Genomic DNA, 24,632 nt, shown 5'->3' on the forward strand with positions numbered 1-24,632 from the left:
GATCCGGCCCGCTGGGCGCGCCGACCGCGGCCGGCGGACCGGTGCCGACGTGGTTGGCCTGCTCACGACGTGTCAGGCTAGGGCGGTGAGCACGCCGGGCGGTGGGAAGCTGTCGGCCACGCTGCGCCGGATCGAACGATCGGCGGGGGCGTTGGCCACCTCCAGCGTGGCCCGGATGGACGAGACGCTGCCCTGGTTCCGGGCGCTGCCGGCCGACCAGCGCTCCTGGGTGATGCTTGTCGCGCAGGCGGGCGCGAGGTCGCTGGTGCAGTGGCTGCGCGAGGGCGGCGGCACTGCGGACAGCACCCAGGAGGTCTCCGACGAGGTCTTCGACGCCGCCCCGCAGGCGCTGGCCCGGTCGATCACCCTCCAGCAGACCGTGGCGTTGATCAAGGTGACGATCGACGTGGTCGAGGAGCAGGTGTCGCACCTGGCCGCCGAGGGCGAGGAGCAGCAGCTACGCGAGGCGGTGCTGCGCTTCTCCCGGGAGATCGCGTTCGCCGCCGCCCGGGTGTACGCGCGGGCCGCCGAGTCGCGCGGCGCCTGGGACGCCCGGTTGCAGGCGCTGCTGGTCGACGCGTTGTTGCGCGGTGACTCGCCGGACGTCCTGGCCAGTCGGGCCGCAGCGCTCGGCTGGACGGACGCGCCGCCGGTGGCGGTGGCGGTCGGTCGGTCGCCCGGCGGCGAGGTCTCGGCGGTGCTGCACGTGGTCTACCGGCAGGCCCGCCGGATCGGCGTGGAGGTGATCGGCGGCGTTCACGGCGACCGGCTGGTGATCGTGCTGGGCGGCGCACCGGACCCACTGACCGCCACCGCGAAGCTGTTGAGCGCGTTCGGGGACGGCCCGGTGGTTGTCGGTCCCGCCGTGCCGAGCCTGGACGAGGCGACCGAGTCGGCGCGGGCCGCGCTGTCCGGCTTTCGGGCCGCCCCGGCCTGGCCCAGCGCGCCCCGGCCGGTACCGGCCGCGGACCTGCTGCCGGAGCGGGCCCTCGCCGGTGACGCGGAGGCCCGTCGGCGGTTACGCCATGACGTGTACGCGACGCTTGTGCGCGCCGGTGGGGAGCTGCTGGCGACCCTGGACGCCTTCCTGGCCGCCGGTGGCACACTGGAGAGCGCGGCTCGGGCACTGTTCGTGCACCCGAACACTGTGCGTTACCGGTTGCGCCGAATCGCCGAGGTGACCGGGTTCTCGCCGCTGTCTCCGCGCGACGCGTTCGCCCTTCAGGTCGCGCTGACAGTGGGTCGGTTGGATCCGGTTGCCCCGCTGACTTCGCCGGTCCCGACTCAGACAATCACCCCGGCCGCTCGGAAATCCGCCCAAACTGAGGATGATCCCCGCCGATCTTTGTAGGAAACCTCCAAAGGTCCTAGTGCGGTTTGGTCGAAGGCGGCACCGCGTTACCCGCCCGTATCCGGGAGAGTCATAGGCGTGCTCGCCGTACTTAGTCCCGGCCAGGGTTCTCAGAAACCCGGCTTCCTGACCCCCTGGCTCGACCTGACCGGCACCGAGGCGCGACTGCGCGAGTGGTCGGCGTTGGCCGGGGTCGACCTGCTGCACCTGGGCACCGCCGCCGACGCCGACGAGATCAAGGACACCGCCCGCACCCAGCCGCTGCTGGTCGCCGCGGCGTTGCTCGCGGCCGAGCACCTGCCGCTGGACGACGTCGCGCTCACCGCCGGCCACAGCGTCGGCGAGTTGGGCGCCGCCGCGCTGGCCGGTGTGCTGTCGGCCGACGCCGCGATCACCCTGGCCGGCGTACGTGGCCGGGAGATGGCCGCCGCGTGCGCGCTGGAGCCGACCGGCATGGCCGCGGTGCTCGGCGGTGACCCCGACGAGGTGATCGCCGCAATCGAGGCGAATGGGCTCTACCCCGCCAACCGCAACGGCGCCGGTCAGATCGTCGCCGCGGGCGCCCTGGACGGGCTCGACAAGCTCGCCGCCGCGCCGCCCGCCCGGACCCGGATCATCCGACTCCAGGTGGCCGGCGCGTTCCACACCCCGTACATGGCTCCGGCCGAGACCGCGCTCGCCGCGGAGGCCGCCCGGATCACCCCCGCCGACCCGGCCCGGACCCTGCTGTCGAACCTCGACGGCACCGCTGTGGACGACGGCGCGGCCATGGTGCAGCGCCTCGTCCGCCAGGTCACCGCGCCGGTGCGCTGGGACCTGTGCATGCGTACGCTGGCCGACCTCGGGGTCACCGGCGTGATCGAGCTGCCCCCGGCCGGCACCCTCGCCGGCCTGGTCAAGCGGGAACTCAAGGGCGACGGCGCCCCGGAGATCGTCACCCTCAACACCCCGGACGACCTGCCGGCCGCACGGGACCTGATCGCCCGTATCGGAGGTCGTTCATGACTGGCAGTCGCATCGTTTCGATGGGGCACTACCAGCCCTCCCGGGTGGTGACCAACGACGACATCGCCCAGCTCGTCGACACCAACGACGAGTGGATCCGCGACCGGGTCGGCATCGTCAGCCGGCGGATCGCCGACACCGAGACGGTCGCCGACATGGCCGCCGCGGCCGCCGGCAAGGCGCTGGCCAACTCGGGCCTGACCGCCGCCGACATCGACCTGGTAGTGGTCGCCACCTGCTCGTCCATCGACCGCAGCCCCAACGTGGCCTGCCGGGTCGCCGCCAAGCTGGGCATCACCGCCCCCGGCGCGTTCGACCTCAACACCGCCTGCTCGGGCTTCGCGTACGCGTTGGGCACCGTCGACCACGCCATCCGGGCCGGGGCGTCGCGCAACGCGATAGTCATCGGCGCGGAGAAGCTGTCCGACTTCACCGACTGGACCGACCGCTCCACCTGCATCATCTTCGCGGACGGAGCCGGTGCCGCGGTGGTGTCCGCCACCGCCGACGACGAGCCGACCGGGATCGGCCCGGTCGTCTGGGGTTCGGTGCCGGACAAGAGCGACGCGGTGCGCATCGAGGGTTGGCGCCCGTACATCCAGCAGGAGGGGCAGGCGGTGTTCCGCTGGGCCACCACCGCTATCGCGCCGCTCGCGCTACAGGCCTGCGAGCGGGCCGGGGTCGACCCCTCGGAGCTGGCCGCGTTCGTGCCGCACCAGGCCAACGCCCGGATCATCGACGGCATCGCCAAGCGGCTCAACATCCCCAACGCGATCATCGCGAAGGACATCGTCGAGTCCGGCAACACCTCCGCGGCGAGCGTGCCGCTGGCCCTGTCCAAGCTGGTCGAGCGCCGGGAGGTGCCCTCGGGCGCGCCGGTGCTGCTGTTCGGCTTCGGCGGTGGCCTGACCTACGCCGGTCAGGTCGTCCGCTGCCCCTGATGACCCCCTCGGGCGCGTACGCGTCGAGGAGTGGCGGTCGGCGACGCCGACCGCCGGAGAACCCCGATGAAAGGAACCAACCGCAATGACCCGTGACGAGATCACCACCGGCCTCGCCGAGATCCTCGAAGAGGTTGCCGGGGTGAACCCGGACGACGTGGCCGAGGGGAAGTCCTTCACCGACGACCTCGACGTCGACTCGCTCTCCATGGTTGAGGTCGTTGTCGCGGCCGAGGAGAAGTTCGGCGTCAAGATCCCGGACAACGAGGTGCAGAACCTCAAGACCGTCGGCGACGCTGTCAGCTACATCGCGGCGCAGTCCTGATCATGACTCGTCCTGACGTCGTCGTCACCGGGCTCGGCGCGACGACCCCGCTTGGCGGGGACGTCGCGTCGACCTGGGACGCAATGCTCGCCGGCCGCTCCGGGGTGAGTGCCCTCACCCAGGAGTGGGCCGAGCAACTGCCGGTCCGGATCGCCGCCCAGTTGGCCGTGGAGCCGTCCGAGGTGCTGGACCGGGTCCGCCTGCGCCGCCTGGACCGTTCCGAGGCGATCGCGATCATCGCGGCGCAGCAGGCCTGGGCGGACGCCGGCCTCGCCGGCTCCGACCTCGACGGGGAGCGGTTGGCCGTCAGCGTCGGCTCCGGCATCGGCGGTGCCACCACTCTGCTCGCCCAGGACGACATCCTGGAGGCGTCCGGGCCACGGCGGGTCTCTCCGCACACCATCCCGATGCTGATGCCGAACGGTCCGGCCGCCTGGGTCGGGCTGGAGTTGGGCGCCAAGGCCGGCGTGCACTCGGTGGCCAGCGCCTGCGCCACCGGCGCCGAGGCGATCGCTCTCGGGCTGGACATCATCCGCTCCGGCCGGGCCGACGTGGTGGTGGCCGGCGGCACCGAGGCGGTCATCCACCCGCTGCCGATCGCCGGCTTCAGCTCGATGCGGGCCATGTCGACACGTAACGACGACCCGGAGCGGGCCTCCCGCCCGTGGGACCGGGGCCGGGACGGCTTCGTCCTCGGCGAGGGCGCCGGCATCGTGGTGCTGGAGCGGGCCGAGCACGCCGCGGCCCGGGGCGCCCGGGTGTACGCGCGTCTCGCCGGCGCCGGCATCACCTCCGACGCGTACGACATCGTTCAGCCGCACGCCGAGGGCGAGGGCGCCATCCGGGCCATCGCCAAGGCGATCGCCGACGCGGACATCGCCAAGCGCGACATCGTGCACGTCAACGCGCACGCCACCTCGACCCCGGTCGGGGACATGCTGGAGATCGGCGGGCTGCACAAGGCGCTCGGCGACCACCCGGTGCTGTCCGCGACGAAGTCGATGACCGGTCACCTGCTCGGTGCGGCCGGTGCGCTGGAGTCGATCGCCACCATCCTGGCGATCCGCGACAGTGTCGTCCCTCCGACGATCAACCTCGACGACCCGGAGCCGGGCCTCACCCTGGATGTCGCCGCGCACAAGGCCCGCCACATGGACATCCCGGCCGCGTTGAACAACGCGTTCGGCTTCGGCGGCCACAACGTGGCTCTCGTCTTCGCCCGACCCTGAGATCCCGCGCAAGGGCCCCTCCTCGTCGAGGAGGGGCCCTTGTGTCGTTCAGCCCCGGTTGCGGGGGTGCTGCTTAGCGGTGCGCTCGTTGCCGTGGCGGTAGTTGCCGGTCGGCCCGTTGCACGTGCCGGAATCCTTCTGCCGCTCCCATGGGTGGAGGCTGTCAGACCGGCCGGGGGGCGGGGCGACCCGATTTCCGTGCGAGGGCTCGCGAAGGGCGAGTGAGGTGGGCGCTGATCCGTCCGCGCCCGGCTGGTCAGGTGCGACAGGTCGTCGCGGGCAGTCCGGGGACGGCCACCGGTGACCGGCCGCCCGGCTGGGCCTTGCCGGCGAGCACTGCGGCCAGGGCGGTCATCGACGCCCGGCTGGAGGAGTACGTGGCCAGCAGCGTCGGTGACTTGGCGTCGGCCAGCACGTACGGGGTGTCCATGGCGACCGTGACCGCCGCGTCCGCGCTCAGGTCCTTGGCGCCGTCGCCGTAACCCACCAGGTGCACGATGGTGCCGCCGCTGGGCTTGACCTGCACCCCGGCGGCGGTCAACGCGGCGGTGAGCGTGGCCCGGGTGCCGTCCCGACCGCCGGACGAGGTGACGGTGACCGGCCCGCGTACCGCCTTGCCGCAGGCGCCCCGCAGCACTGTCACGGCGGCGGCGGCCAGCGCGTCGGCCGCCGCCCGGTGCGCCGGGGTGTTGAGCGTGGACATCTGCGCCGCCGGCAGGTCCGCGAGCTGGAACTTCATGGTCAGCACCCGGGTGACCGCCTCGACCAGCCGGGTCCGGGGCAGCGATCCGCCGCGCAGCGCGGCGAGCAGGCCGTCGTACGCCTGACCGACGTTCGGGGTCATCAGGATGAGGTCGTTACCGGCGTTGAGCGCCCGGACCGCCGCCTCGCCGGGAGCCCAGCGCTTCGCGGGCGGCATGTTCATGCCATCGGTGATCACCACGCCCTTGAAGCCGAGTTGGCCGCGCAGCACGTCGGTGAGCAGTTTGTGCGAGAACGTCGCAGGGGTCCCCGGGTCGATCGCGCGCGCGTCCAGGTGACCGGACATCACGGCCATGGCGCCCGCGTCCATACCGGCGGTGAACGGCGGCCACGCGCCGCTCTGCAAGGCCGCGGCGGACTGGGTGAGCACCGGGAGGTCCTGGTGCGAGTCGTCGGCGCTGTGGCCGTGCCCGGGGAAGTGCTTCAGGGTGGCCGCGACCCCGGCCGCCTGGAGGCCACGGACCGCCCCGCCGACCTGTGCGGCGGCCTTCTTCGGGTCGGCGCCGTACGACCGGGAGCCGATCACTGTGCTGCGGGTGGCCAGCACGTCGGCCACCGGGGCGAAGTCGATGTTGATGCCCATCGCGGCCAACTCGGTGCCGGCGGCCCGCCAGGCGGCCTCGGTGAGCTTCGGGTCACCGGCCGCGCCGGCCGCGAGGGCGCTGGGCAGCACTGTGACCCCGTCGCTGACCCGGGTGACGACGCCGTACTCCTGGTCGGTGCCGATCAGGAGCGGCGCGGGGCCGGCGGTGAGCCGACCGGCGGCCGCACGCAGCCCGGTGGTGAGCTCGTGCACCTGCTTGGGATTGTCGACGTTCGTGGTCTCCTGGTTGCCCTTCGTCGGGTCGTCGGCGCTGAAGCCGACCAGGATCAGGCCACCCAGTCGGTACTTGGCGATCATGTCGGCGGGGGTGTCGACCCCGGCGAGGGCCTGGTTACCGGCCGCCGAGCCGGCGGAGACCTTCGTCGCCGAGTCGCCGTAGGCGTACGGCATCAGCACCTGGCCGACCAGGTCTTCGTCGGACAGCGTCGCCACCAGCGCGGCGGCGCGGCCGGCGGGGTCGCTGGCCGGCGGCGCGGCCGGGGCGCTCGGGCCGGCGGACGAGGCGGCCGGGCTGGGCGTCGGGGTGGGTCGGGGTGACCCGCCCGAGCAGCCGGAGAGGAGCAGGGCGGTCAGGGCGGCGACAGCGACACGGGCGCGCCACGGGCGATTCGACACGCCGCCTATCCCACCAGTTCCCCCTTATCGGGGCAACTTGACCTTACCGCCCGCACGCCGCACCGGCGGCGCGCGTGCACGTAGCCGCCTCGCGGACCGTCGGGTCAGCCGACCCGAGTGAGCAAGGTCACCGGGGCGCCGTCGCCGGCATACCGGTAGGGCTCCAGGTCAGCGTCCCACGCCGTGCCGAGCGCCTTGTCGAGGGCGTGCGCCAACGCCTCCGGGGCCCGCGAGGCCGCCATCAGCGCCCGAAGGCGGTCCTCGCCGAGCTGGATGTCGCCGGCCACGCCGACCGTCGCCCGGAACAGGCCACGAGCCGGCACGTACATGAAGCGCTCACCGTCGGCATTGGGACTCGGTTCCTCGGTGACCTCGAAACGGATCATGGGCCACTGCCGTAGGGCAACAGCCAGCTCGGCGCCCGTCCCCGGACGACCGGTCCACCCGCACTCTGCCCGGCGTGCGCCGGGGTCGACGGGCTGAGCCGTCCACTGCAGGTTGACCGGCGCGGCTAGGACGCGCGCGATCGCCCACTCGACGTGCGAGCACACGGCGAGCGGGGTCGAGTGGACGTATACGACGCCACGCGTTGGCACGGTGACCTCCCGGGAGAGCGAGGTGCGTCTTCCCCTACGACCTCGTCCACCCAGGTGGCTGCTGCAACACATGATGACTCCTGTGACGCGTGGTGCGCCAGGGAATCGGAAAAAACGCCGGGTGGAATAGCCGGACGGGTGGTCGCCGTTGCCTCTCAGGACACCGCGACGACCAGCATGATGTCGTGGTCCTGTACAGTTCCACCGGCGGCTTATGCCGCGTTACACCTTCGCGGGCCGAGTCACGTACGACCCGCACACAGCCCCCGGACGTCCAGTCCTCCCGTACGTCTTGCAAGGAGTACCTCCGTGGCGAGCAACACCTCTAAGACCGCGCGCGCGTCCGTCCGGGCCGGCCAGGCTGGCCAGGGTGGCGCCCTCAGCGTGCTGGGCGAGTTCAAGTACCTCATCCCGCTCAACGGCGGCAAGCACGCCTACGTGCGGAACCTGACCAACGGCAAGACCGCGCACCTGCGCACGGACTCCGACGCCTTCGTCGAGGAGATCCGCGTGCTGGCCGCCGCCGGCCACGCCGCCAAGATCCGGGCGGAGATCAACAACCTGGCTGCCACCCACCCGGGTGACGGCTGGGAGGCCACCGAGAAGCGCCTGGTCGCGGCCGGCGTCTTCGAGGGCTGAGCCCTCCCCCACGCACCAACCGAAACCGCCCGCCGGGAACTCCCGGCGGGCGGTTTCGTACGTCCACGGCCGGGTCAGCCTGGATCGAGCAGGGCGACCTCTCCGGTGGCCAGGTCGTAGAGGCCGCCGACCACTGCCACCCGGCCGGCGGCTACCGGCCCGGCCAGCAGGTCGTCCTCGCGCAGGGTGCGCACCGTGCGCCGGACGTGTCGGCGGATCGCCAGCGGCCGCACCGCCGGATCGTCGATCCCCGCCTCGGTGACCGCCGGGGCGATCTCGTCCACCAGGTACGCCAGAGACCCCCCGGGACGCTGCCCGGTGCGCAGCGCCTCCACCGCGGCCTCCACCGCGCCGCACCGCTCGTGGCCGAGGACCATCACCAGCGGTACGCCGAGCTGGCCGACCACGTACTCGATCGAGCCGCAGACCGCGCGATCGAGCACGTGCCCCCCGGTACGGATCACGCAGATCGCGCCGAAGGTCTGGTCGAAGATCGCCTCCAGCGGCACCCGGGAGTCGATGCAGCCCAGCACCACTGCGTACGGCTGCTGGTCGCCGGAGGCCGCCGCGGCGGCGGCCGTGACGTCGTGTCCGTGCACCGGCTGACCGCTGACGAACCGCCGATTGCCGGCGAGCAGATCGGCCAGCGCGGCGCGCGGCGTACCGCCGGCCTGCCGCCCCTGCCCCGACGTCGCGCCCATGGGCGCCCCCGACGACCCCATGCCGTTCAGCTTGGCCCGCCGCCGCCCAGCACGGGCGAGGTCGGAAATCTTCGCCACGGTGCGATTGGCGTGGCGTCATGGAGGGTAGCCGGTGTGTTACCGCCGGGTATCGGAGGTGCTGGTGGTACTCGGGCGGCCCTGGGGAGGTGGCGATGCCGGAGCGGTTCGAGGTCGGTCTGCCGGACGGCGTACGGCTCAACGTCGAGGCGACGGGTCCGACGGACGCCCCGGTCACCGCCATCCTGCTGCACGGCTGGACGCTGGACGGGCGCGCCTGGCACCGGCAGGTCGACGCACTCAGCGCGGCCCCGTTCGGTGGTGCGGTGCGGGTGGTCGCGTACGACGCGCGGGGGCACGGCCGGTCCAGCTGCATGGCGCTGCCCACGGCGACAGTGGCCCAGTTGGGTGACGACCTGGCCGCGGTGATCGACGCCGTGGCGCCGACCGGCCCGGTGGTGCTTGTCGGGCACTCGATGGGCGGCATGACGATCATGGAGTACGCCCACCGCCACCCCGCGCACTTCGCCGCCCGTACCGCCGGCCTGGTCTTCGTCTCGACCACCGCCGAGGGGCACACGCACACCGTCTACGGGCTCTCGCCGCGGATCGCCCGGTTGATCCGGCTGGCCGAGACGACAGGCGCCGGCGTGCTGGCCCGGTGTGGCTCGTGGCGGGCGCCCCGGGCACTGCTGAACGCGCTGCGGCCGAGCATCCGGTGGATGCTCTTCGGTGACAGCTGCGAGCCGGCCGACATCCGCCTGGTGACGTCGGCGGTGGCTCGGGCCTCGCTACGCTCGATCGGCGGGTTCCGGGCCTCCATCGGCACCCAGCACCGACTGGACACCCTCGCCGCGTTGGCCCACCTGCCGGCCGCCGCCCTGGTCGGCGACCGGGACCGGCTGACCCCACCGCCGTGCGCCGAGTCGATCGCGGCCGCCCTGCCGGCCACCGAGCTGACCGTCTGCCCAGGTGCCGGGCACATGCTGATGATGGAACGCCCGGACGAGGTCAACGCGGCGCTCACCGGGGTTCTGCGCCGGGTGCTCACCGAAGCGCCGCACGCGATCACCGCCGAAACGGGTGCGTGAGCACGTTCCCGCACCTCGGGCGCGGCAGGTCGGGCCCAGGGCCGTACTCTTCTCGGTTGGCCCGCGCGGTTCCCGCCGCCTGCCGGCGACCTCTGAAGGAGCGTGCGTTGACCGACCAGACCGGCCTGGAGCAGGAGATCGCCGTCGAGCAGCGACACCTCGACCGGGTGTACGCCCGACTGGCCGAGCTGCGGCAGTCGGCCGTCCGCGCCGAGCGTGACGGCTACCGGATGGCGCGGGTGGGCACGCACGGCGCGCTGGTCGAGCGCGACGCGATGGTCTTCCACGCGGCGCAGCGGCGGCACACCCTGGACGCCGAGCACGAGGGGCTGGTCTTCGGCCGGCTGGACCTGCGCGACCGTCAGGTGCTGCACGTCGGGCGACTGGGGATCCGCGACGAGAACGCCGTCACGCTCGTCGTCGACTGGCGCGCGCCGGCCGCCGCCGCCTTCTACCAGGCCACCCCGGCGCAGCCGCTGGACGTGGTGCGGCGCCGCACCATCCAGTCCCGCGCCGAGCGGGTCACCCGGATCGAGGACGACCTGCTGGACCCGACGGCCGCCCCGGAGGGGATGACGGTCGTCGGTGACGGCGCGCTGCTGGCCACCCTGTCCAAGGCCACCGGCCGGGGTATGCGCGACATCGTGGCGACCATCCAGCGGGAGCAGGACGAGGCGATCCGCTCCCCCGGCTCCGGGGTGACGATCGTCGCGGGCGGCCCCGGCACCGGCAAGACCGCTGTCGCCCTGCACCGGGCCGCGTTCCTGCTCTATTCCGACCGCAGCCGCTACGCCGGCGGCGGCATCCTGGTGGTCGGCCCGTCGTCGGTCTTCGTCGAGTACATCGGCTCCGTGCTGCCGTCGCTCGGTGAGGACACCGCGACCCTGCACTCGCTGGGCACCCTCTTTCCGGGGATGACAGCGACCCGCCCCGACCCGCCCGAGGTGGCGGCGGTGAAGGGCTCGTTGCGGATGCGCCGGGTGCTGGAGCGGGCGGCCCGCGACGCGGTGCCGGGCGGCCCGGGTGAGCTACGGCTGCTCTACCGGGGCACGCTGCTGCGACTGGACCGGGCCGCGCTGGACCGGATCCGGGATCGCGCGCTGCAACGCGGCGCGCGGCGCAACGAGGTGCGTCGGGCCGGTTTCGACGGGGTGTTCGCAGCGCTCTGGGCGCAGGCCCGTGAGCTGAGCAGCGGTCGGCTGCCGGAGCAGCCCGCCTTCGAGGCGGAGATCGCCGAGCGGTCGGAGTTCCGGGAGTTCCTCAAGGCGTGGTGGCCTCGGCTGCACCCCCGGCACGTGCTCGGCTGGCTGGCGCAGCCGGATCGGCTGCGCCGGTACGCCGGGGGAATCCTCTCCTCGGCGGAGATCCGGCTGCTCAACGCCGCGTACCGGAACCTGGACTCGGCCGGGCTGACCATCGCCGACGTGGCGCTGTTGGACGAGTTGGACGCGCTGCTCGGTAAGCCCGCGCAGCCGGCTCGCGCGCGACGCGATCCGTTCCAGCTCGCCGGTGGCGTCCGCGAGTTGAGCACCCTCGGCGAACGGCAGCGGGCCGCCCGCGCGGCGGCCCGGGAGCGCCCGGAGGACTACCGGGAGTACGCGCACGTGGTGGTGGACGAGGCGCAGGACGTCTCGCCGATGCAGTGGCGGATGATCGGTCGGCGCGGCCGACTGGCCTCCTGGACCGTGGTGGGCGACCCGGCGCAGACCGCGTGGACCGGCGATCCGGAGGAGCTGAACCGAGCCCGGGACCAGGCGCTGGGCCGGCGTAAGCGACACGACTTCACGCTCACCACCAACTACCGCAACTCTGCGGAGATCTTCGCGGTGGCGGCGGCGGAGATCCGTCGGCTCTACCCCGACCTGCCGCTGCCGACAGCCGTCCGCTCCACCGGGGTCGAACCGGTCGAGCTGGTGGTACCCGCAACCGGGTTGGAGACCGCGACAGTGGAGGCCGCCGCCGGCCTGCTGGCCGAGGTGGAGGGCACGGTCGGGGTGATCACGCCGGTCCCCCGCCGCGACGAGGTCGCCGGTTGGCTCGGCGCGCTCGGCGCGCCGAGGTTGCAGGTGGTGACCAGCCTGGAGGCCAAGGGCATGGAGTACGACGGGGTGGTGCTGGTCGCCCCGAGCGAGATCCGGGCGGATCCGGGCGCCGGAGTACGCACCCTGTACGTGGCGCTCTCCCGGGCCACCCAGCGGCTCACCACCATCGACTCGACCGGCTGACCTGCGCGGACCGCCGTCGGTGAGAGGCGCTGCACATATACTTGCACACATAGCGATGTGAGCATACATTTGACCGGGTCCCGGCCAGCGACGGAAGGTGGTTCTCGTGGGCGCAGGTCATGACCACCACCATGGGTCCGTCGCCAATGCCGCACACCAGCACCGGGGTCGACTCTGGGCCGCATTCGGGCTGCTCGCCACCCTGATGGTGGTCGAGGCGGTGGTCGCCCTGCACACCGGCTCGCTCGCCCTGCTCTCCGACGCCGGGCACATGTTCACCGACGTGCTCGGCATCGGGATGGCGCTCGCCGCGATCACGGCGACCCGGCGGGCCACCGGCGACCCGCAACGCACCTTCGGGCTCTACCGACTCGAGGTGCTCGCCGCGCTGGCCAACGCCGTCCTGCTCTCCGGCGTCGCGATCTACGTGGTGATCGAGGCGATCCGCCGTTTCGGCGATCCGCACCAGGTCATCGCCGGCCCGATGCTCGCCGTGGCAGTGCTCGGCCTGCTCGCGAACATCGCCGCCTTCGCCCTGCTGCGCGCCGGGGCCCGGGAGAGCATCAACCTCCAGGGCGCCTACCTGGAGGTCCTCGGCGACCTGCTCGGCTCGCTCGGCGTCATCGGCGCGGCACTGCTCATCACCGTCACCGACTGGTGGTGGGCCGACCCCCTGGTCGCGGTCGCCATCGGCGTGTTCATCCTGCCGCGCACCTGGCGGCTGGCCCGCGCCGCCGTCCGCATCCTGGTGCAGGCCGCCCCTGAGCACCTCCAGGTGACCGCCGTGCACGACCGGCTGGCCGCGGTCCCCGGTGTCGTCGAGGTGCACGACCTGCACGTCTGGACGCTCACCTCGGGCATGGATGTGGCCTCCGCACACCTGACCATGGCACCTGGCGCGGAGGTCGGCGCGGTGCTCACCGCGGCGCGTACGGCCCTGCACGACGACTTCCGCATCGAGCACGCGACACTGCAGATCGAGCCCGGCGCCGCCTCCGGAGCGTGTGGCTCCATCGAATGGTGACGGGGCTTTTCGGAACATTGCTCGGCTTTCGCCGTAATTTTCCGTGGTGACGCACGCACCGTCCGTCACATTGGCTGCAGCGGCCCCATCGGCACCGGTAGGCTCGGTCCCGGCCTCCACCAGGCGGCGCCCTCCCGGCGCCGGTGGTGGTCGCCGCCTAATCGCCCAGCTGGGCGAACCGGGGAACCATGTTTCTGGGGTGCATCCGCGTCAGCGGTAGGGATCTTCCGTCCCGAACCCGTCAGCTAACCCGGTCGGCGGCTGACGGAAGGACATGCTCAGTGGCACCAGCACGACCACCCGCCGCCCGACTGGCGGCCCTGATCGTCGCGATGTTCGCCCTCGGCGTCGCGCTTCCGGCCGGCACCGCCTCGGCCGCTCCCCCAACCGGATCGCGGGCCGCCGCACCCGACTCCGACGAGGAGGGCGGCACCCCGGCGTTGCGCGCCCAACTCGAGGCAGCCAGCAAGGGCTACCTGGACGCGAAGCGCGCCCTGGACACCTCCGTACAACGGCAGCAGCAGCTCGCCACCCAGCTGAAGACCATCGAGGTCGAGATCGACCAGCGCAGCAGCAAGGTCGGCGAGATCGCCGGAGTGGCGTACCGCACCGGCCGGCTCGGCGCGATGTCGGCGCTGCTCAACAGCAACACTCCCGAAGGCTTCATGGACCGGGCGGCCGCGCTGGACGCGGTGGCCGCCAACGAGGACAGGGTGCTGGGCGACCTGCTGAAGAGCAAGGACCAGGCCAACCGCACCCGGGGCGCCCTGGACGGCGAGATCACCGAACAACGCAAGCAGGTCGCGGTGATGGCCAAGCGCAAGGATCAGGCCGAACGGGCCCTGACCGTGGCCACCGCGCCCAAGCCGCAGACCACCGCCGACACCGGCTCCAACCGGGGCACCTCCAGCGCCAACGCGAAGGCCGCACCGCGCAACTCGGACGGCTCCTGGCCCTCCGAGTCGTGCAGCGTCAACGACCCCACGCCGGCCAACGGCTGCATCACCCCGCGCACCCTGCACGCCCTCAACCAGGCCAAGGCCGCGGGCTTCACCCGGTACGTCTCGTGCCACCGCCCCAGCGGCTCTGGTGAACACCCGAAGGGTCGGGCCTGCGACTTCGCCGCACAGAAGAGCGGCTTCGGTGGAGCCGCCACCGGCGGCGACAAGACCTACGGCAACAACCTTGCCGCGTACTTCATCCGCAACGCGGACCGGCTCGCCGTGCTCTACGTGATCTGGTACAAGCAGATCTGGCTGCCCAGCAGCGGGTGGAAGTCGTACAGCGGGGCGCACGGCACCCCGTCGACCGACCACACCAACCACGTACACCTGTCGGTCTACTGACCCACGCGTCGTGATGCCTGTGAGCCATCGGTGATGACTCACAGGCATCACCTGCGTCCGGGCCGGGCTACGTCGCCGGACGTACCCCTGATGTCGTCGCTCGTCGGACGACCCGGCCGGGGCCGGCGGGCAGCATCGCGGTATGCCTCGGATCCGACCCCGCACCCGCAAGGCTCTGCTCACCCTGCACCTCGTCACCTCACTCGGCTGGCTGGGCACCGACCTGGTGCTGCTCACCCTCGGCATCGCCGTGCAGCGGGGTGCCGACCCGGGGGTGGTCTATCCGGTCACGGCCCTGGTCGGCACTGTGCTGTTCGCGCCGCTGAGCGTCCTGGTCTGGCTGATCGGAGTCGCCAGCTCGCTGCTCACCCCGTGGGGGCTGCTGCGCCACCGCTGGGTGCTGGTCAAGCTCGTGCTCACCACTGTGATGGTCGGGCTGGTGCTGTTTCTGCTGCTCCCGAACCTGCGCCACGCCGGAGCGGTCGGCGCCGCCCTGCCCACACGGGATCGCGCCGACCTGGTCATCGCGCCGGCGGTGTCGACCAGCCTGATGATCATCGCGACCGTGCTGTCCACGTACAAGCCGTGGGGCCGGCGCCGTCCCGCCGCCGGAACCACCCTCGCGGGCCGTGGCCGCACCACCTGATCACATCGGCCGTCGACCGCGCCGTGATCACACGCGACGCTTCCATGATCGCGCTGCAACCAGGATGTGAACACCGTTGCGTTAGGCGGAGTGGCTGTTCGTCAACCCCGCGCTGTTCCGTCGATCATGGACTTGTGGTGGGTGGCAAAGTGCCCGGATCGAGCCAAACCCGGCACCGTAACTCCATGATCGACGAGGGTGGGGTGCCCCTCTTCCGCGATCTTGCGTTTACTGTCGCGACACAAGAGGTCATTCGGCGCATATCGGCGACCGAAACTGCAAGATCGGCGCGGGCGGGGCGTTTCTGGACTGGCGGACCTGGGCTCACCGCGCCCTTGCACCCAGCAACCGCTCGCTAACGCAATTGTGTTGACCAGGATGTGGTGGCCTCCGGGCGCCGCGAGGCCACTACATCCACGATCGAGCACGATCATGAAGCGGGGCAACGGCCGGCGCGGCGGGCCGGCAGTGGAGCGCGGGCGGGGGTAGGCCGGCGGTGGAGCGCGCCGGACGGGCGGGGCGGGTCAGGCCGGGGGTGGGGGGGTGCCGGTGCGGTCGAGGGCCGCGCCCAGGCGGGTGGCCAGGGCTAGGTGAGCGGCCTGGGCCTGGCGAAACGCGTAGCGGAACAGCGGCGTCGGGGCGGTCAGGGTGATCTCGACGTCGATGCGGACCAGGCCGTCCGGCTCGGCGCGCAGTCGGGTGTGGTTTCGCACCGTGGTGGCCGGCCACTGGCGGGCCACCATGACGATCTCGTCGGCCTCGCTGATCAGCACGTCCGCGCGGTAGGTGGTCCGGAAGCGCAGCGGGCCGGCCGCCAACCGGTCGTTGATCGTGTAGCTGGCCTGCGCGCCGGGTCGGGGCGGCACCCGGCGGACCCGGACGATCAGCGGATGCAGCTCACCCTGCCGGGTCAGGTCGCTGAGCAGTGCCGCCGCCTCGGCGGGTGAGCATCGGGCCTGAACGGTGTAACTGAAGGTATCGCTGCTGAGCACACCGTCTCCCGCCGTCGTTTGGTCGCCCGATCGTCCCGTACCGATGTCTGGCTGGCAACGCCCGGACGGACACGCACTGTTGTCCCGGCGTTCGCACACCGTTCGCACTACGGTCGGCTAATGGGAAATCACCAGCTGTGACGGAGGGTGGATGCGTGAAGGGCTACGACCGATGAGCGGGCACGTGATGGTCTTCGCGCCCACTCCACAGCTGACGGTGACCGTGGACCAGCCCAACGACCACCCTGAGCTGCACCTGCACCCCGGCGGTCAGGGCGTCTGGCAGGCCCGCATGGTGATCTCCCTCGGTGTCGACGTGGTGCTCTGCGCAGCCCTCGGTGGCGAGATCGGCCAGGTGCTGGAGCCGCTACTGGTCAGCGAGGGCGTGGACCTCAAGGTGGTGGCCCGTGACTCCGGCAGTGGCGGGTACGTGCACGATCGCCGGGATGGATCCCGGCAGGAGATCGCCGACGTGCCCGGACAGCCGTTGAGCCGGCACGAGATCGACGAGCTGTACAACCTCGCCCTCGGCGAGGGCCTGCGGGCCTCGGTGAGCATCCTCAGTGGGCCGAACGAACCCTGGCTCGTGCCCGCCGACCTGTACCGACGCTTCGCCGCTGATCTCGGCGCGAACGGCGGCCGGGTGGTGGTCGACCTCTCCGGCGATCACCTCGGTTCGGTGCTGGAGAGCGGGGTGTTCTTCCTCAAGGTGAGTCACGAGGAGTTGATCCGCGACGGCCGCGCCCGCAGCGACGACACCGGGGAGCTGACCCGGGCCATGTACGAGCTGCACGCGGGCGGCGCCGAGACGGTGGTGGTGAGCCGGGCCGACCAGCCGGCGTTGGCGCTCATCGACGGGGAGCTGTTCCAGGTCGAGATGCCCCGGCTGGAGGCCGCCGACCCGCGCGGCGCAGGAGACTCGATGACCGCCGGAGTGGCGGCCGTCGTGGCCGGCGGCGGGGACATCCGGACCGCCATCCGCACCGGCGCCGCCGCTGGCGCGCTGAACGTGACCCGGCACGGCCTGGGCACCGGTCGACTGGATTCGATCACCGGCCTGGTGGACCGGGTCCGGCTGGTACCCGCGGACGACCGGCAACAGGAACGGACCACCCCGGACGAGTTGGCCGGCCGGGTGGTCGAGCGATGACCCTGCGAGTGCTGATCACCAACGACGACGGGATCGCGGCGCCGGGCATCCAGGCACTGGCCTGGGCGGCCAGGCAGCGGGGCCTGGACGTGGTGGTCGCCGCGCCGATGGAGGAGGCGAGCGGCACCAGCGCCGCGATGAGCGCCCTGGAGCGCGACGGGCGAGTCGTCGTGAACGATCACCCGCTGCCGGACCTGGAAGGTGTGCCGGCGTACGGGGTCGCCGGGTCCCCCGGCTTCATCACGCTGATCGCCCTGCACGGGGCGTTCGGCCCACCGCCGTCGGTGGTGCTCTCGGGTGTCAACCGGGGCGCCAACGCCGGCCGGGCGGTGCTGCACTCAGGGACCGTGGGCGCCGCGTTCACCGCCGCCACGAACGGCTGCCGGGCGATCGCGGTCTCCCTCGACGTGCTCTCGGCCGGCGAGGCGACGGCCGCGAGCGGTGGCGCCGCGGTGGACGCCGCCGCCCGGGTACGCGACGCCGAGCGGCACTGGAGCACTGCGGCGCGGGTCGCCCTGGACCTGCTCCCCCGGTTGACCTCCGCGCCGATGGAGAGCGTGCTCAACGTGAACACCCCGGACCTGCCGCACGGGCAACTGCGCGGGGTGCGGCGAGGCACCCTGGCCAGCTTCGGTCAGGTGCAGATGACGGTGGCCGAATCCGGTCACGGGTTCGTCCGCACCTCGCTGGAGGAGCCGGGGCAGGCCGCACAGCCCGGCACGGACGTGGCGTTGCTGGCCGCCGGGTACGCGTCGGTGACGGCCATCCGAGCGGTCACCGAGGCGACCGACATCGACCTGACCGGCTTGGACGAGCAGCCCTGACGGGGGCGCCCGGCGCGCTCAGGCGCCGGGCAGCACCTCGGGGGTGGCTGCGCCGGCGAAGTAGGGCTCCGGGGCACCGAAGAGGCCGAGCAGGCCGGTCACCCAGAGCTGCCGGTGCACGAACCGGCTCGGCTCGGTGACCAGCAGCTTGACGTCGCTGACCTCGGCGGTCTGGAAGCCGGCAACCATGGCGCTGATGCCGACCGAGTCGATGAAGGTGACCAACCTCATGTTGAGTTCGATGCGCAGCGGGCGGCCCTTGGCCAGCACCTCCGCGATCGCTTCGCGCACCTCGTACGCTGTGTCGACGTCGATCTCGCCCCGTGGGGCGATCTCCACGACACCACCGGACAGAACCGACTTCACGATCGACAGGCTCACGCGAGCACCTCCACCCGCCCGTCCCCCGGGCGCCTCATCAGTACGCGGGCCGCGACCGAGAGTATTCCTCCGATGGCCTCGGTCGCCACCCCTCGGGATGAGCAATTCGCGGATCCGGGCCCACAAAGCCACCCATATCCGCACTTTTCAGCATCTGATTACTCAAGACTTTTCGTTATCTGAGCACCGGCGATCGGTCGTGACCGGTCCGCCGCCGAACCAGGGTAGCGGTCTGGACCCGCCCGACCCGACAACCGGGCCCTGACGTACGCCTGCCCCGTGTGCCGTCGGCGTGTCGCCAACAGCCGGCTGGCGCGGTCCGCGTCCACGGTTGCCGACGCGCCCTAGCATCGACCGGGACACCCGCCGTGACGGAGAGGATCTTCGATGATCAAGCGACTTGCCGGTTTGGCCGGCGTCGGCGTTCTGCTCGCCCTTGTCCTGGCCTGCGGTTTCGGTGGCGGGGGCGACGATGACGATGATGACGACGACGATTTCGCCCGAGGTGTCTCCGTGTCAGCGGTGCGCTGAGTCGGTAACGCGCCGGGTCATGGTGCGCGGATGACCGAACTGCCGGTGCTCCGCCGAGGTCGGGGTTTGCGACCGGCTGACGCGGGGCACTGCGGTGTAGGCGACACCGTGACGCGCTGGAAAGACGCCGAGGTCCGAAGTGGCCGGCGGCTTCGGCACCTGAGGAGGTAACCACGATGTTCGGAACCAACCTGCTGGAACGGCGCAGCAAGCCGGAGCGGATCGCGGACCAGGCCTGGGAGCACCTGCTCTCGGCCGTCAGCTACGCCGGAGACAGCGTGCGGGACACCGCCCGCTCGGCCCGCCAGAACAGCAGCGACCTCGCCGACGGGGCGGGTGACCTGGTGGGATCCGCCGCCGACGAGGCGCGACGCCGGGCCTCGCTGGCCTTCGACGCGCTCGCCGGCCGCCAGCCGGCACTGCCCTGGACGCTCCTGATCGGCGCCGCGCTCGTCGGTGCGGCGGTCGGCTGGGCCGTCGGCTCCGCCGCGCGGGCCGCCGGCAGCCGGGACGACCGTGCCGTCGACGACGTGGAGTTCGTCGACGTCGACCGCCCCAGCTCCCCCGCCGTCTGAACCAACAGCACCACGCGGGCCCCGCTCAACCGGGTTGAGCGGGGCCCGCCGTGGTGCTGTCGTATGACCCGGTCCGCCGGGTGCCGGACCCCTCAGGCGACCCGGCGGACCGGTGTTCGGTGGTGATCCGGGGTCCCGGCCCGGATCACCCGCTCAGCGACTCGTGCAGGTGATGGCCGCCGGGGACGTGTTGGTGCCGGTCCATGAGCCGAGGAAACCGGCGGTGGTGCTGGCCCCGGCGGCGAGCGCGCCGTTCCAGCCGCTGTCCCGGACCGACACGGCGGCCCCGGTCTGTGTGTGGGTGCCGCCCCAGAGCTGGCTGACCCGCTGGCCGTCGGTGAAGGTCCAGCTCAGCGTCCAGCCGGCGATGGGGGCGCTGCCGGCGTTGCTGACCACCAGCTCGGCCTGGAAACCGCCTGACCAGGAACCGGTCACCCGGTAGGTCGCCGCACAACCGGCGGTCGGCGGCGGGGTGGTGGGCGGTGGGGTCGTCGGCGGTGGGGTGGTCGGCGGTGGGGTCGTCGGCGGTGGGGTGGTCGGCGGTGGGGTGGTCGGCGGTGGGGTCGTCGGCGGTGGGGTGGTCGGGGGCTCGCCGTCGGTGGGATCGGCGACCAGGATCCCGCGACCGTTGGTGCCGAGGTAGACCCGGCCGTGGACGCGCGGATCGCCGGTCAGCGCCTCCGTCGGATTGCCGTACTGGTGGCGGTCGTCGTTGACGCGTACCCAGGTCGCCCCGGCGTCGTCGGAGCGGTGCACGCCCGGTTGACCGTCCACCGTGCCGTAGAGGAACACGGCGGGATTGGTCCGCCCCGCTGCCGCCTTGCCGAAACCGACGTTGCCGGAGGCGCTGACGCCGTTCAGCCTGCTGAAACTGGCGCCGGCGTCGGTGGAGCGCCACAGCCCGCCGGGCCCGGCCAGCCACAACTCGCCAGCCCGGCCCGGCAGGGCCTTGAACCGCACGTCGGCGGTGGGCAACCCGGTCGCCGTGGTCGGGGTGAAGCTGGCCCCGCCATCGGTGCTCAGGTAGAAGCGCCCACCGCTGAAGCCGTAGAAACGGGTGGGGTCGACCCGGTCGGACTCGATCGTCGCGTTCGCCGGGATGCCGGTCGACGCTGCCCAGGAGTTGCCGAAACCGACCGAGTGGACGACGCGTTGGCCCGCGTCACCGGGCGCCCAGACGAACCGGCTGCCGTCGGCGGCGGCAGCCACCGTGCCACCCAGGTTGACCCCGGACGGCTCGGTGCCCTGGAACCAGGTGGCGCCGCCGTCGGTGGAGAAGGCGACGTGACTGTCGTTGGGCCGGTCGGCGTCGGTGAAGTTGCCGGCGCGTACCAGCACCGCGGGCTTGCTCTCCGCGTAGTCCAGGCTGGTGGTGCTCGTGAAGACCGGCTGGGTGAACAGCATCGCCGGGATCGTGTCGAGGTCGGTGTGACGGAAACCGCCGACGTCGCCGAGCGCGCTGATCAGGGGTGCGCCGCTGGGTGGGCTGATCAGGTCGAGGACGGCGGTCTCCTCCAGCCCTCGGACCATCGGTCGGAGGGTGAGCTGGCCGCCGGTGTCCCACCTGGTCAGGTCGGTGGTGCCGTAGATGGTGGCGCCGGTGCCGTACATCATTCGGTTGGAGTCGTGTGGGTCGATCTCCACCGACTCGTTCATCCAGCCGAGCTTGGGCGATGCCTCCGGGGGCGCCGGGTTGACGCCGAAGGTCAACCAGGGCACCGAGCTGATGTCCATGGTGTAGCGGCGGGACCGCTCGGGATAGCTGGTGAAGTCCCAGATCCGGGTCCAGGTCGCCCCGCCGTCGGTGCTGCGGAAGAAGATGGCGTCCGGCCACCAGGAGACCTGGGTGGCCACCATCAGCGTGTTCGGGCGAAGACGATCGATGGTCAGGCCGCTGTAGCCGAAGTAGGCGTCTGCGCTGGTGGAGGGCACCGGGCTGATCCGCGTCCAGGCCCCGGTCGACCCTGTGAACTTCCAGACGTCGCCCTTGCCGCCGTCGTACGGGCCGCCGGTGTCGCTGGTGGCGATGTAGAGGTGACCGCCGACCGGGTCGACGACGCCCTTGTGGGCCAGGTAGCCGGTGGGTTGGCCGGGGATGCGCGCCCAGGTGACGCCGCCGTCGGTGCTGCGGTAGACCGGGTTCTCCTTGTCCGCCACGCCCACGTAGATGGTCTGCGTGGTGGAGCCGGCGGTGCCTGTGCTCTTGTCGAAACTGACCCAGGTCAGGCCCTGGTTCTGGCCGTTGTAGCCGTTCGGGTCACTGGGGTCCGCGCGGTAGTTGCCGACGTTGGGGAAGGCGGCGACGCGGGCCCAGGTGACGCCGTGGTCGGTGCTGCGCCAGAGCCCGTTGCCGCCCTCGGCTCCGTAGTACACGATGCTGTTCCGGTTGGGGTCGACGGCGAGCCGCTCCCCCATTCCCCGGCCCGGCATGTTGCCGCCGTTCTTGAACGGCAGTTCGGTGGCCTGCCAGGTGGCGCCCTTGTCGGCCGAGCGCAGGATCGCGCCGTTGTTCGGGTCCCAGCCGTTGGTGTACATGCCGACCGCGGCGTACACGCGGTTGGTCTGCACCGGGTCGGTGGCGACGCTGACCACGCCGTTGTAACCCCACCGGTCGGCGCCGACCCAGTCGAGCAGCGGCGTCCAGGACTGGCTGATCTGTTCCCAGCGGTACGCACCGCCGATGTCGGTGCGCGCGTAGATGAGGTTCTTCTCGGTGGGGTTGAAGACGATGCCGGGCACGAAGCCGCCGCCGCCCACCGGGACGTTTCGCCAGGTGTATGCCTCCGCTGCGGCCGGGGTGGGGGCCGACCCAGCGGCGGTGAACGGAACCACCACGACGGCTGTGGCGGCGGCCAACACGGACGCGACCGTGGCGGCGAGACTTCTCCGCATCTGCGGTTCCTCTCGGATGGAGCCCCGGGGGACGGGGTCGATCGCCTGGGTGACGCCGTGGCCCGGGGGACGAGCACGACGACGGGGACGAGTGGAGCTGCCCTGGCTCCACCACCCGACGCGACGGCTCCCGCGATCGAGGAACTCGATTACCGTAACCGAAAGCCGCTCGCTTTGGAAGCGCTCCCATCATCGATGTTCGTAGGTAGTTTCCGACACCGCCGCCCAGGTCCGGCCGCGCCGTCACCCGGTCCGGGCGAGGGCGGCTCACCCGGAGCGGCGGCAGGATCGCAGCACGGCGGACCTCCGGCCGCAGCCGGTCCGCCATCGGAACAGCGGAGGAGGGACAGATGGCCATCGCGGAGATCCACCGCACCGACCAGGACATCCAGTCCGCAGTGCTCGACGAGCTGACCTGGGAACCGCGGGTGCAGCCGCACGAGATCGGCGTGACCGTCGCCGAGGGCGTGGTAACCCTGACCGGCCGCGTGGACGGCTACGCCAAGAAGTGGGCCGCCGAACGGGCCGCCCACCGGGTCGCCTCGGTCCGGGCGGTCGCCAACGACGTGGCCGTGCAGCTCGCCAACGGCACCGAGCGCGCCGACAGCGACCTGGCCGCCGCGGCCAGCCACGCGTTGGAGTGGGACGCGTTCGTGCCCATCGAGAAGCTCCAGGTCACCGTCTCGGCCGGCTGGGTGACGCTGCACGGCGACGTCGAGTGGGAGTACCAGCGCCGAGCCGCCGAACGCGCGGTCGCCCGGCTGACCGGCGTACGCGGGGTGAGCAACGGCATCACCGTCCGACCGGCCGCCGCTCCGGACGGCCGGGACCTGGCCGATCGGATTGTCGACGCCCTCGCCCGGGCCGGGGCGACCGAGGCCGAACGGGTCAGCGTCCGGGTGCACGGCGACACCGCGATACTCGCCGGATTGGTGCACTCGATGCCCGAACGGGCCGAGGTCGAGCAGGTGGCCTGGTCAGCGCCCGGCATCCGCGAGGTGCAGAACCACATAGCGGTCGCCCCGGTGCTGCGCTGAGCGGCGCGGGGCGCGAGTTGACCGGGCGCGGAACCACCCGGGGTGGGTGAGCCAGCCTCACCCACCCCGGGAGCAGGCTGGTGGCATGAGTGATCCGAACGGGCTGATCCAACCGGGGCGTACCGCGCCCGGTTTCACCCTGCCGGCCACCCCGGACGGGGCTCTGCTGGGGCCCGAGCAGTTCCGTGGCCGGCCGGTCGTGCTCGCCTTCTACCCCGCCGACTGGAGCCCGGTCTGCGGTGACCAGATGTCGCTCTACCAGTCGGCGGCACCCGTCTTCGCCCAGTACCAGGCGGTGGTGCTCGGCCTGTCGGTGGACGGCATCTGGTCACACCGGGCGTTCGCGGAGAGCCGGGGCATCGAGTTCCCTCTGCTGGCCGACTTCGAGCCGAAGGGCGAGGTGGCACGCCGCTACGGCGCGTACATGCCGAACGGCGAGGCGGCCCGCGCGCTGGTGGTGCTGGACCCGGCGGGCACGGTGACCTGGAGCTACCTGTCGCCGGCCGACGTCAACCCCGGCGCCGACGGCATCTTCGACGCGCTGGACCAACTCGCCGCCGATCGGAAGGTGATGGCCCGATGAGCACGCCACTGCAGGTCACCGCCCGACTTCGGGACCCGGTGACCACCGACGACCACATTCGGGGGCCGGCCGACGCGGCGGTGACAATCGTCGAGTACGGCGACTTCCAGTGCCAGTTCTGCGGTGCCGCGTACCCGAACCTGCACGAGTTGCTGCGGCAGCGGGCCGACACCGTACGGCTGGTGTACCGCTACTTCCCGATCGCGAACGTGCACCCGTACGCCGAACGCGCCGCGGAGACGGCCGAGGCCGCCGGGGTTCGGGGCAGGTTCTGGGAGATGCACGACTGGCTCTACGAGCATCAGGACCAGCTCGACCCGGTGCACCTCTCGCTCGGTGTGGAGCAGGTCGGGTTGCCGCCGGACGAGTTGAACGCCGAGGTGGAGAACCGCGCGCACGCCGACCGGGTGCGCCGGGACTTCGTGGGGGGCATCCGCAGTGGGGTGAACGGCACCCCCACCCTGTTCGTCAACGGCATCCGGCATGACGGCGGGTACGACCTGCCGGACCTGCTGACGGCCGCGGACGCCGCCGCGAACGCCTGACCGC

At 72.1% G+C, this 24,632-nt stretch carries 23 protein-coding genes, 1 pseudogene and 1 riboswitch; of the genes and pseudogenes, 18 read left to right on the forward strand and 6 right to left on the reverse strand.

Features of this window, described 5'->3' with window-relative positions; translation table 11 throughout:
• Position 1: 1 nt before the first annotated feature.
• From KBX71_RS29675 to fabF, 5 genes and pseudogenes are all read left to right on the forward strand, one after another.
• Positions 2-1,351, forward strand: coding sequence for a helix-turn-helix domain-containing protein (locus tag KBX71_RS29675; protein WP_307847384.1), 1,350 nt, complete (start codon positions 2-4; stop codon positions 1,349-1,351).
• Positions 1,352-1,429: 78 nt separating this feature from the next.
• Positions 1,430-2,347: pseudogene (locus tag KBX71_RS29680) on the forward strand (ACP S-malonyltransferase); the annotation flags it as partial.
• A 5-nt stretch (positions 2,348-2,352) separates the two neighbouring features.
• Positions 2,353-3,297 (forward strand): beta-ketoacyl-ACP synthase III, encoded by a 945-nt coding sequence (locus tag KBX71_RS29685; RefSeq protein ID WP_210821074.1) that lies wholly within the window; start codon positions 2,353-2,355, stop codon positions 3,295-3,297.
• An 85-nt stretch (positions 3,298-3,382) separates the two neighbouring features.
• Positions 3,383-3,622 carry an acyl carrier protein gene (locus KBX71_RS29690; protein WP_030330276.1) on the forward strand — a complete coding sequence of 80 codons (240 nt, stop codon included), beginning with the start codon at positions 3,383-3,385 and terminating at the stop codon, positions 3,620-3,622.
• Positions 3,623-3,624: 2 nt separating this feature from the next.
• Positions 3,625-4,851, forward strand: a complete 1,227-nt coding sequence (fabF, locus tag KBX71_RS29695) for a beta-ketoacyl-ACP synthase II (RefSeq protein WP_210821075.1) — start codon at positions 3,625-3,627, stop codon at positions 4,849-4,851.
• A 256-nt stretch (positions 4,852-5,107) separates the two neighbouring features.
• Here the strand turns inward: fabF and KBX71_RS29700 are convergent, their stop codons facing one another.
• A complete protein-coding gene (locus tag KBX71_RS29700; protein WP_374102663.1) occupies positions 5,108-6,841 on the reverse strand; it encodes a glycoside hydrolase family 3 protein in 1,734 nt (577 codons plus the stop codon).
• Between the two features lie 95 nt (positions 6,842-6,936).
• On the reverse strand, positions 6,937-7,428 hold the full coding sequence (locus KBX71_RS29705) for a DUF3145 domain-containing protein (protein WP_124820305.1): 492 nt from the start codon (positions 7,426-7,428) through the stop codon (positions 6,937-6,939).
• A 309-nt stretch (positions 7,429-7,737) separates the two neighbouring features.
• Here KBX71_RS29705 and KBX71_RS29710 point away from each other — a divergent pair, with 309 nt between their 5' ends.
• A complete protein-coding gene (locus KBX71_RS29710; protein ID WP_030330285.1) occupies positions 7,738-8,067 on the forward strand; it encodes a hypothetical protein in 330 nt (109 codons plus the stop codon).
• Between the two features lie 74 nt (positions 8,068-8,141).
• On the opposite strand, the gene KBX71_RS29715 is transcribed toward KBX71_RS29710, so the two are convergent.
• Complete coding sequence (locus KBX71_RS29715; RefSeq protein WP_210821096.1) at positions 8,142-8,768, reverse strand: carbonic anhydrase; 627 nt, start codon at positions 8,766-8,768, stop codon at positions 8,142-8,144.
• Positions 8,769-8,941: 173 nt separating this feature from the next.
• Here KBX71_RS29715 and KBX71_RS29720 point away from each other — a divergent pair, with 173 nt between their 5' ends.
• From KBX71_RS29720 to KBX71_RS29740, 5 genes are all read left to right on the forward strand, one after another.
• Positions 8,942-9,877 carry an alpha/beta fold hydrolase gene (locus KBX71_RS29720; RefSeq protein WP_210821077.1) on the forward strand — a complete coding sequence of 312 codons (936 nt, stop codon included), beginning with the start codon at positions 8,942-8,944 and terminating at the stop codon, positions 9,875-9,877.
• A gap of 107 nt (positions 9,878-9,984) precedes the next feature.
• Positions 9,985-12,102, forward strand: coding sequence for an AAA family ATPase (locus KBX71_RS29725; RefSeq protein ID WP_210821078.1), 2,118 nt, complete (start codon positions 9,985-9,987; stop codon positions 12,100-12,102).
• A gap of 106 nt (positions 12,103-12,208) precedes the next feature.
• On the forward strand, positions 12,209-13,126 hold the full coding sequence (locus tag KBX71_RS29730; protein WP_210821079.1) for a cation diffusion facilitator family transporter: 918 nt from the start codon (positions 12,209-12,211) through the stop codon (positions 13,124-13,126).
• Between the two features lie 144 nt (positions 13,127-13,270).
• Positions 13,271-13,402: riboswitch (cyclic di-AMP (ydaO/yuaA leader) on the forward strand.
• Positions 13,403-13,407: 5 nt separating this feature from the next.
• Positions 13,408-14,472: a coiled-coil domain-containing protein gene (locus KBX71_RS29735; protein ID WP_374102662.1), complete on the forward strand. Its 1,065-nt coding sequence runs from the start codon at positions 13,408-13,410 to the stop codon at positions 14,470-14,472.
• A 142-nt stretch (positions 14,473-14,614) separates the two neighbouring features.
• A complete protein-coding gene (locus KBX71_RS29740) occupies positions 14,615-15,118 on the forward strand; it encodes a hypothetical protein (RefSeq protein ID WP_210821080.1) in 504 nt (167 codons plus the stop codon).
• A gap of 524 nt (positions 15,119-15,642) precedes the next feature.
• On the opposite strand, the gene KBX71_RS29745 is transcribed toward KBX71_RS29740, so the two are convergent.
• Positions 15,643-16,110 (reverse strand): SRPBCC family protein, encoded by a 468-nt coding sequence (locus KBX71_RS29745; protein WP_210821081.1) that lies wholly within the window; start codon positions 16,108-16,110, stop codon positions 15,643-15,645.
• A 172-nt stretch (positions 16,111-16,282) separates the two neighbouring features.
• Between KBX71_RS29745 and KBX71_RS29750 the strand changes: the two genes are divergently transcribed.
• Together KBX71_RS29750 and surE are read left to right on the forward strand one after the other, a co-directional pair.
• Complete coding sequence (locus tag KBX71_RS29750) at positions 16,283-17,260, forward strand: PfkB family carbohydrate kinase (RefSeq protein WP_210821098.1); 978 nt, start codon at positions 16,283-16,285, stop codon at positions 17,258-17,260.
• Positions 17,257-18,084: a 5'/3'-nucleotidase SurE gene (surE, locus tag KBX71_RS29755; RefSeq protein WP_124815210.1), complete on the forward strand. Its 828-nt coding sequence runs from the start codon at positions 17,257-17,259 to the stop codon at positions 18,082-18,084. The genes KBX71_RS29750 and surE overlap by 4 nt, the downstream gene beginning before the upstream one ends.
• Positions 18,085-18,102: 18 nt before the next feature.
• Here surE and KBX71_RS29760 read toward each other — a convergent pair whose 3' ends face one another.
• On the reverse strand, positions 18,103-18,465 hold the full coding sequence (locus KBX71_RS29760; RefSeq protein ID WP_210821082.1) for an STAS domain-containing protein: 363 nt from the start codon (positions 18,463-18,465) through the stop codon (positions 18,103-18,105).
• A gap of 387 nt (positions 18,466-18,852) precedes the next feature.
• Here KBX71_RS29760 and KBX71_RS29765 point away from each other — a divergent pair, with 387 nt between their 5' ends.
• Both KBX71_RS29765 and KBX71_RS29770 read left to right on the forward strand, forming a co-directional pair.
• On the forward strand, positions 18,853-18,996 hold the full coding sequence (locus KBX71_RS29765) for a hypothetical protein (protein ID WP_167492906.1): 144 nt from the start codon (positions 18,853-18,855) through the stop codon (positions 18,994-18,996).
• A gap of 176 nt (positions 18,997-19,172) precedes the next feature.
• Complete coding sequence (locus tag KBX71_RS29770; RefSeq protein WP_124815212.1) at positions 19,173-19,571, forward strand: hypothetical protein; 399 nt, start codon at positions 19,173-19,175, stop codon at positions 19,569-19,571.
• A gap of 153 nt (positions 19,572-19,724) precedes the next feature.
• Here KBX71_RS29770 and KBX71_RS29775 read toward each other — a convergent pair whose 3' ends face one another.
• A complete protein-coding gene (locus tag KBX71_RS29775) occupies positions 19,725-22,463 on the reverse strand; it encodes a cellulose binding domain-containing protein (RefSeq protein ID WP_210821083.1) in 2,739 nt (912 codons plus the stop codon).
• A gap of 350 nt (positions 22,464-22,813) precedes the next feature.
• Here KBX71_RS29775 and KBX71_RS29780 point away from each other — a divergent pair, with 350 nt between their 5' ends.
• From KBX71_RS29780 to KBX71_RS29790, 3 genes are all read left to right on the forward strand, one after another.
• Complete coding sequence (locus KBX71_RS29780; RefSeq protein WP_210821084.1) at positions 22,814-23,500, forward strand: BON domain-containing protein; 687 nt, start codon at positions 22,814-22,816, stop codon at positions 23,498-23,500.
• A gap of 85 nt (positions 23,501-23,585) precedes the next feature.
• Entirely contained in the window at positions 23,586-24,083 is a 498-nt protein-coding gene (locus tag KBX71_RS29785; protein ID WP_210821085.1) for a redoxin domain-containing protein, read from the forward strand.
• On the forward strand, positions 24,080-24,628 hold the full coding sequence (locus tag KBX71_RS29790; protein WP_091409221.1) for a DsbA family protein: 549 nt from the start codon (positions 24,080-24,082) through the stop codon (positions 24,626-24,628). The genes KBX71_RS29785 and KBX71_RS29790 overlap by 4 nt, the downstream gene beginning before the upstream one ends.
• Positions 24,629-24,632 lie beyond the last annotated feature (4 nt).

The sequence above is a fragment of the Micromonospora sp. D93 genome, from assembly GCF_018070365.1.
Lineage (GTDB): Bacteria > Actinomycetota > Actinomycetes > Mycobacteriales > Micromonosporaceae > Micromonospora > Micromonospora ureilytica.

Coding starts and splice junctions, on each gene's coding strand:
- KBX71_RS29740 (WP_210821080.1), top strand. CDS start 14,615: ATGCCTCGGATCCGACCCCGCACCCGCAAGGCTCTGCTCACCCTGCAC.
- KBX71_RS29780 (WP_210821084.1), top strand. CDS start 22,814: ATGGCCATCGCGGAGATCCACCGCACCGACCAGGACATCCAGTCCGCA.
- KBX71_RS29685 (WP_210821074.1), top strand. CDS start 2,353: ATGACTGGCAGTCGCATCGTTTCGATGGGGCACTACCAGCCCTCCCGG.
- KBX71_RS29770 (WP_124815212.1), top strand. CDS start 19,173: ATGTTCGGAACCAACCTGCTGGAACGGCGCAGCAAGCCGGAGCGGATC.
- KBX71_RS29790 (WP_091409221.1), top strand. CDS start 24,080: ATGAGCACGCCACTGCAGGTCACCGCCCGACTTCGGGACCCGGTGACC.
- KBX71_RS29690 (WP_030330276.1), top strand. CDS start 3,383: ATGACCCGTGACGAGATCACCACCGGCCTCGCCGAGATCCTCGAAGAG.
- surE (WP_124815210.1), top strand. CDS start 17,257: ATGACCCTGCGAGTGCTGATCACCAACGACGACGGGATCGCGGCGCCG.
- KBX71_RS29720 (WP_210821077.1), top strand. CDS start 8,942: ATGCCGGAGCGGTTCGAGGTCGGTCTGCCGGACGGCGTACGGCTCAAC.
- KBX71_RS29775 (WP_210821083.1), bottom strand. CDS start 22,463: ATGCGGAGAAGTCTCGCCGCCACGGTCGCGTCCGTGTTGGCCGCCGCC.
- KBX71_RS29750 (WP_210821098.1), top strand. CDS start 16,283: ATGAGCGGGCACGTGATGGTCTTCGCGCCCACTCCACAGCTGACGGTG.
- KBX71_RS29785 (WP_210821085.1), top strand. CDS start 23,586: ATGAGTGATCCGAACGGGCTGATCCAACCGGGGCGTACCGCGCCCGGT.
- KBX71_RS29765 (WP_167492906.1), top strand. CDS start 18,853: ATGATCAAGCGACTTGCCGGTTTGGCCGGCGTCGGCGTTCTGCTCGCC.
- fabF (WP_210821075.1), top strand. CDS start 3,625: ATGACTCGTCCTGACGTCGTCGTCACCGGGCTCGGCGCGACGACCCCG.
- KBX71_RS29715 (WP_210821096.1), bottom strand. CDS start 8,768: ATGGGCGCGACGTCGGGGCAGGGGCGGCAGGCCGGCGGTACGCCGCGC.